2 protein-coding genes are annotated in these 1,717 nt (G+C 42.1%); one reads left to right on the top strand and one right to left on the bottom strand.

The annotated features are described in order from the left end of the window. The first annotated feature begins 218 nt into the window (after positions 1-218). Complete coding sequence (locus ACTQ34_RS17855) at positions 219-1,085, top strand: aminoglycoside 6-adenylyltransferase AadE (RefSeq protein ID WP_001255868.1); 867 nt, start codon at positions 219-221, stop codon at positions 1,083-1,085. 335 nt (positions 1,086-1,420) lie between these two features. Here the strand turns inward: ACTQ34_RS17855 and ACTQ34_RS17860 are convergent, their stop codons facing one another. Then, on the bottom strand, positions 1,421-1,651 hold the full coding sequence (locus tag ACTQ34_RS17860) for an IS3 family transposase (RefSeq protein ID WP_441364947.1): 231 nt from the start codon (positions 1,649-1,651) through the stop codon (positions 1,421-1,423). Positions 1,652-1,717: the final 66 nt, after the last annotated feature.

The raw sequence follows: 1,717 nt of genomic DNA on the forward strand, positions 1-1,717 counted from the left end.
ACATACTGAACAACTGCTAATTTTAATTCCTCACTGAACAATTCTTTTCCCATAGATTTCTGCACCCCTTTCGTTGACTTTCTTGTCCAACTTTTGGGGTGCAGTTCACATTTCATGCGCCGCCGTTGACAGCCCCGCCCGTCTTTGCTAAAGGGTAATCAAGGCGGGAAAGCCCTAAAATGGCTTCACACCTATTTCAATAATTGGAGGAGATAAAAATGAGATCAGAAAAGGAAGTTTATGATATTGTTTTGAATTTTGCAAAAACAGACAAACGCATTCGCATGGTTACTTTGGAAGGATCTAGAACAAATACAAATATTCCGCCTGATGATTTTCAGGATTTTGATATTACTTTTTTTGTTACGGATATGGACAGCTTCACAAGTGATGATAAATGGCTAGATATATTTGGTGAAAGGTTGATTCTGCAAAAGCCGGAAGATATGGAATTATTTCCAGCTGTAGAAAAGGGATTTTCATATTTAATGCTGTTTACTGATGATGTTAAGATAGATTTAACTTTGCTGCCGCTGGAACTGATAGACGAGTATTTTACATGGGATAAACTGGTAAAGTTACTGTTGGATAAAGACAACCGTATCGTAAAGCCGCCAATACCAACGGATATAGACTACCACTTGCAGAAGCCTACTCAAAGAATGTTTGACGATTGCTGTAATGAATTTTGGAATACTACAACATATGTAGTAAAGGGCTTATGCCGCAAAGAAATTCTTTTTGCTATTGACCATATGAATGATATAGTACGAAAAGAATTGCTTCGCATGATTTCCTGGCTGATTGGTATCAAACAGGGATTTCATTTCAGTTTGGGAAAAAACTATAAATTTATGAAGCAATATGTCCCAGAGGAATTGTGGGAACGACTTATGTCCACTTATAATATGGATTCCTATCCCCATATGTGGGAATCCTTTGAACAATGTATGGCATTGTTCCGGGAGGTTTCGTCAGAAGTGGCATGCCAGTTGGATTACCAGTATCCACTATATGATGAAAAAATCAGTAATTATGTGATTCGGCAAAAGAAAAAATATGGCATTGAAGATGATAACAAATAAAATTTTTTCAATCGAAAAAATTTATTTTGATTATTCAATTTTGAAAAACTGAATACCTCAAAATCAGAAAGAGCGCGGACAAGCACTTTGAGGGATTGGCCGCCTTGTCCACCCATCCAGCGGGGCGGCGGGCGGCGGTCAAGGCCGGGTGTAACCCCGTTCATTTCAGCCTTGACGGTTGCCCGCTGTCCTGCTACTTTTCCGGGAGTGTGGCCACAACTTCGGGACACTTTGTCCACAAGTCGGAGCGTAGGACGAGGGACGGGGGCTTTCATATACCTGCCGCCGTTCTCTGAAAACAGGCCGATTTTTTGCTCATTCCCATTCGCAAAAATTCAGCCTGTTTTCCTGCCGGAGCAAACGGGGCAGCAAGAAGCACCGCACCCCGTTTCCCCCGTCAGCCACGCCAGCGGGGGTGCGGACAAAAAGTTGGACAAGTTATGCCGCAACCCAAGATTCTGTCTATATTCCAAAGGGCTGCGTCCACCTAAAGACAACTTGATGCGTTTGCGGTTATACCAATTGGAGTAGTACCCTGTAAGTGCAGTCGCAAATTCCCCAAAAATCTGTTAAACTGAACGAACAGAGACGGAGGGGATCGCAATGAAACGTTACAGCAAAGAATTTAAGGA

Origin of the sequence: Agathobaculum sp. LCP25S3_E8 (assembly GCF_052117165.1) — a bacterium.
Classification (GTDB): Bacteria; Bacillota; Clostridia; order Oscillospirales; family Butyricicoccaceae; genus Agathobaculum.